The organism is bacterium (genome assembly GCA_035419245.1).
In the GTDB taxonomy this organism is placed as follows: Bacteria; Zhuqueibacterota; Zhuqueibacteria; order Residuimicrobiales; family Residuimicrobiaceae; genus JAKPUX01.
Genome location: DAOLSP010000043.1, coordinates 1 through 5,099 on the forward strand (window position 1 = coordinate 1; position 5,099 = coordinate 5,099).

A 5,099-nucleotide genomic window follows, 5' to 3' on the forward strand; every position below is an offset into this window, starting at 1 on the left:
TCCTTGCAATAAAGATTTAAAGTCGCCGCCGTCACCGTCGCCCCGTCTGGAATCGCGCTCGTATCGAACGGATAAAACGCGCGCGCCAGAGTCATCGAAAAATCTGTTCCGAAATTATTGATAAGCTCCGGAGCATAAGCATAAGCCCCGGTATAGTGAGCGCTCGTTCCAGTCGTCGCGTTGTGCGTCGCGTCCCAGACAGTGTCCCAGTCGTAGACGTCCGTTGACGAAAACTCAACGTATCCATCTCCGGCACCAGAATAGTAGCTGGTTGGATGATCGGTATAGACGGGGTAGGTTGCGTTTTCCAGAAATGCAGCCGGTACAGTCTTGCGCAAATAAACTCTCAGCAGCTTCCTGTAGAACTTAATTTTTACTGGTTGACTCTTTCCTGCACTGTCCCATAACAGGGCTTCCCGGAAATACAACTCCTTGCCGGCATCCCCTATCATCAATGTCCTGTCCGTAAAATCAAGGCCGGAAGTTCTGTCCCAGATATTGCCAAGGTTGTCACGGATCGTTTTCAGGCTGGGCAGATCCAGTTCAAAATCAAAGGTCATGTCAACAATATTGCTCGGCTTCTTGTTGATCACCACAACCTTCTTTAGGCCATCCTCCTCCGCATAAATACGGAGATCGATGCCCGTTCCAAAGGCATCCGGATAGAGAACATAGTTTCCGTCAGCTTCGCCATTGTGCAGTATCCCTTGCGCATGAGCAGCGACCGGTCTGGCCTTGATGGAGATGTTGGCATCAAGATAGGCTGATGTGAAATCGATCCAGTCGTCAGCGTACTTCGGGAGAGAGCAATTATAGGACGCCCTGTTCTGACCCCACCGTGACAGGATCCCGTCCCAGCTCAGCCAGGTATTTATCCGCTTGAAAGAAGCGCCGTCCCTGTAATTGACATGCGAGGCATGGAACCGGTATCGCTTGCCGCCAGCGACTTCCGCGACATCTGCATTATAGCTAGCGGGAGTATACACTTGCGCAACAGCAGAGGAAGCCAGAAATAGTAAAACGATCGATTTTCTCATGATCAGTACCTGTATTTAATATCCACTGAAAACTGGGACATGGACGATGAAGGAGCAGAATCAAGCTTCAGGTACATACACTTCCCGGCGTCCACTGTGGCATCATCAAATGTGCCTGAGTAAAGCACGCCAGACGATGTATCGAGCGCCTTAATAAGCCCTGCGCTGCCCCCCACCCTGCCGATGAAAGAATTGGCAAAACGCAGGTCGCCGGCGATGTTGTACGATGCGCTGGAGGTTGTTACTGTCACACTGTCAATAGTGATGCCCGCATCCACTTTCGGCCAAATGCAGATACAGCTGTCAGCTGTGAACACAGCATTAGGCGATATTACTGTGAACCGCAGGTGCTTGGCCTGCCCGGTGATAGCCGACCCGTTGACCACGCCAAGAGTAGCCCCGGTGATCGTAGGGCTCGTACCGAAAACCATCTTTCCAGATCCGGTTTCATCAGTGACCTTGGTTGCCCAGTTGGCTGAAGTCTGGGCCTGAATATCTGCAAGCTTTACCTGTCCGTCCTGGATAGATTCGCTCGTGACAGCACCATCTTTAATCTTGGTCGAATCAACAGCATTCGCCGCCAGGTCTGCAGTTTTCACCTGGCCGTCTTTAATGGTCTCCGAAGTGACCGATCCATCTGCAAGGTTTGTAGAGTCGGCGGCATTCGCCGTGAGGGTCACCGCTCCGCCATCTGCGATAGTTACATCGCCCGATATGGTCACCCATTTTCCGGTTCCCGCCGAGCTGTACTGTACCACCTGGGCAGACGAACCACCTGACGGGATATGCTTGTATCCATCTGCAGTGGAATGCGAGAGAGCATCACCTGTCAGCACGATGCCGCTTGTAGCACTTAAATTGGTATCACTCGAAATATCGAGCCCAGAGATCGTCGTCGTCGTATGCGCGTGCGAATCATCCGAAACCGCCAAGGCCCCAGTGTTTGAAAGCGTCCCATCCCCTGAAAGAGCGACCGCCGTTGCCTCGTTCGAGCCGTTTCCAACCCAGAAATATGCTGAAGTCAAGGACGGAAGCGTCGCCCCGGAAAGCGAGATCCATGACACCGCCCCACTCCCATTGGTTGCCATAACCTGACCGTTTGTCCCATCGACGTGAGGCAGGCAAAAATGTGGCGTTCGCAATGTATCGGCAAGCACTCCCCCTGAAACCGTAAGAGCAGATGGAACGGTTCTTGTCAGGATGCCGACTTTTTTAGAAAAATACTGGATCCCGACCTGGGGCAGTGCCGCGGCTGGCAAGGCCAGCAAAACAATAAGGTATAGCCATTTTTTCATCGTCATACTCCAATAGCAGGATAGGATTTCTTCGCCGGCAGCCGCCCAATGCAGGAACCATCGACATAAATGTCGTAGTGGGTTTCGTCATCCAGATCAGCGCCTGGATAGTAGCGCGATGGTTCGCTCGAGCACTGTGTTCCGGTAACCGCGCCAGCCGGATAGGTATTATCAACCGGGCAGAACTCCACCGTATGAGCCGTTTCATCGTTTGACCCGGTTGATGGTGTGACAAGCTGGATGAATATTGTGTCCTTATCCCACGTTGCCATAAAGCCCTCCAAATGGGAAATAGAGCAAACCAGGGATCACAACTTGACTGGCCGGCTCGGTGGTTTCGATAAACTTCAAGACCAAATCTGCAGCTGACTGATGTCCGGCAACGAACATGTTCTCTCTTTCCGGAATCACGTTGGCCCAGTAATAGACTGAGGCATCAATCCCATAACGTGTGTAGATTTTCACAGGCACCCGCAAGGCCGCTAAAGCTGCGACCCTGGTTGCCGTCCCTCCAATCTGGCGAAATGTGAATGTAAAACTAAAATACCTCACCGGCCCTGAATAGACCCTTGACAGGCCGTTTTTATAGGTCTGCACATCCTCGGCGCAATTGGTGCGCTTTACCAACCGGGCTGCCTCTTGATGCGAGAATTCGATAGTGTTCTCAGGAGTCCCATATTTGAATGCCCAGACAATCATCCTCTGATATCACACTGAACAGTGATCCCGCCAATTTCCGCTTTCTGCGCCCCGGTCCCGCCGGACTCGGTGATCACTATCCGGATAAAAGCCCGGATCATGTCGCCGCGGACCAGATTCGCCGCGGTGATCACAAATGTGTACTGCAGCATCGAGGTCGTGAGTGTCTGCGCGGCAGTCTCACACAAATCTGCGCCAGCGGTTCCAGCCTCAGCAACCTCATACGCTTCGCAGTCGACGGTCTTCACTGACATTGTGCCGGCCCCTGAGTCATTGACCCGGGCGGAGACCGTGATTTTAAAGTCCTGCCCGTCATCATAACTCTCAGGGATAGCAAACTCAAGGCATACCGTCTCAGTCTTGGTGGTGCCGTGTGCGTCCTCGCCCTGCAGGATCCCGGTGCCCGAACCCCAGCCGCCCATCACGAGTTTTGGTTTGCCTGCTGCACCGGTTGGATTGACAGTCGATCCGTCTGCATAGCGCAGCGAGCACAGAGGAACAGGGAAGGATTGGAGCGCGACTTGTTCCTGGTTTCCACGCTTGATTGCGTTGAGGAATGCCGCGGTAATCGGAGTACGAGTTGTGAAAGCAGTCGAATTCAGGCTCATTTATCCCTCTACCATGCGCAATGCATGTCTGCCATCGCCGAATCGGGCATGGCGAATTTGTCATATACTTGGGCGTCATACCCGGTCAGAGATACATTCCGAGGTGTCATCGCCGAGATTGATTTCCTGATCGTCTCAAAGCGGCCGGCTATATCGGGATCATTGATATCCAGATCCCATTGTTCACCGATCCTCATCAAGAGCGCCTGAAAATCACAATTGATCGTCACGCTCCGAATGCCATTGGAGTACAGCTCGTAGAGTCGTCTGGCCATGCTTTCGGCCTGTGTGTCGTCATGCAGCCCAGGGGCGTAGATTTCAACCGAGACCTCTTTGCCATATCTGCGATAGGATGGATTGTCACTCTGGCTCTCCGGATAAGTATGGCTCTTCAGATACTCCTGTGTTACCCCATCATAGCCATAGTAGACGGTTATGACATTCACAATCTCCGTGCTTTCACTTTCCACTTCCGGCTTGATATCGGCGTTGGTGAATTCATGGACCGCCAGTTGCAATCTCGGCCGCATGCAATGCAGGCATTCCAGCCCGAACCAATGATATTGCACCAGTCCAGCATGAGAGCAAATTGCTTCAACCGCCTGGGCGACTGTCATCGCCCGGTCCAGGGTAATCCGCAGCCGGATATCAGCAGCTTCGCAGTATTCATATTCAGCATCGTACGACCTGGCAGCATCCAGTGATTGGGCCTGCTTGATGGTCACTATGGTTCCGGCAGCAAAGTCGTAGCTCAGGGTTCCAGACGACAAATTCACAGTAACATATGGCGGAAACGAGTCTTTATAATCGATCTCATCGACTGTGATCTCCTGAGAATTGACGCCATCATCGAGGGTGAGAATCGCTCCAGCCGGGATCATCAAATTCACACTGGTCGCAATCTTGAATGTTGCCGCTCCGGATGCAACAGCTTCATAGAGTTCTCCCGCCTCTATCTCACCGAAAAATGAGCTGGCATCCACAAGCTTGGCGGGGGTGCCCACACGCGCTGTCATGATATCATATATGATCTTTACCGGATTTTCATCGTCCCAGGTTATCCCAGTAACAAAACTCATGGTGTCCCCTTCAGCCATGCCGGCCGTCCAGGCCGCTGCCGGGATGGTGATTATGTCCGGGATCTCGAAATTCTCGCGGATATCCCCCTCATATGGCGTCAGACTTGGCGGGGTCACCGTGAACGCAAAAGCAGAGGACCATTGAAATTCCCACTTACCAACCGGGCAGCGGGACCCGATCACGATCTGGTCCCGGTCGAGCATACCGCCAATGAATAAATAGGTCTGCTCGTTGTAGTCGAGATTCTTCCCGGCATCAGAATAGATGTCCGGCAGGAGTTCGTTGGCGGAGTCTCCAACGATGGAAACCGCGGCTGTTGCTGTCGAGCCAGCCCCGTCTGTTACCCGGACAGTGAATGAGGTTGTGCCGTTGGCTGCAAG

The 5,099-nt window shown here is 52.9% G+C and carries 6 protein-coding genes; all 6 read right to left on the reverse strand.

The features are described 5' to 3' along the window. A partial coding sequence (locus PLH32_18245; GenBank protein ID HQJ66550.1) for a hypothetical protein occupies positions 1-1,037 on the reverse strand: 1,037 nt, incomplete at its 3' end. Positions 1,038-1,039: 2 nt separating this feature from the next. After that, a complete protein-coding gene (locus PLH32_18250) occupies positions 1,040-2,332 on the reverse strand; it encodes a hypothetical protein (protein HQJ66551.1) in 1,293 nt (430 codons plus the stop codon). Positions 2,333-2,334: 2 nt separating this feature from the next. Then, positions 2,335-2,604, reverse strand: coding sequence for a hypothetical protein (locus PLH32_18255; protein HQJ66552.1), 270 nt, complete (start codon positions 2,602-2,604; stop codon positions 2,335-2,337). Then, positions 2,588-3,031 carry a hypothetical protein gene (locus tag PLH32_18260; GenBank protein HQJ66553.1) on the reverse strand — a complete coding sequence of 148 codons (444 nt, stop codon included), beginning with the start codon at positions 3,029-3,031 and terminating at the stop codon, positions 2,588-2,590. Before PLH32_18260 ends, PLH32_18255 begins: the two co-directional genes overlap by 17 nt. Then, entirely contained in the window at positions 3,028-3,639 is a 612-nt protein-coding gene (locus PLH32_18265) for a hypothetical protein (GenBank protein ID HQJ66554.1), read from the reverse strand. The genes PLH32_18260 and PLH32_18265 overlap by 4 nt, the downstream gene beginning before the upstream one ends. Before the next feature lie 8 nt (positions 3,640-3,647). After that, positions 3,648-5,099, reverse strand: a 1,452-nt coding sequence (locus PLH32_18270; GenBank protein ID HQJ66555.1) for a hypothetical protein, incomplete at its 5' end; no start/stop codon positions are given.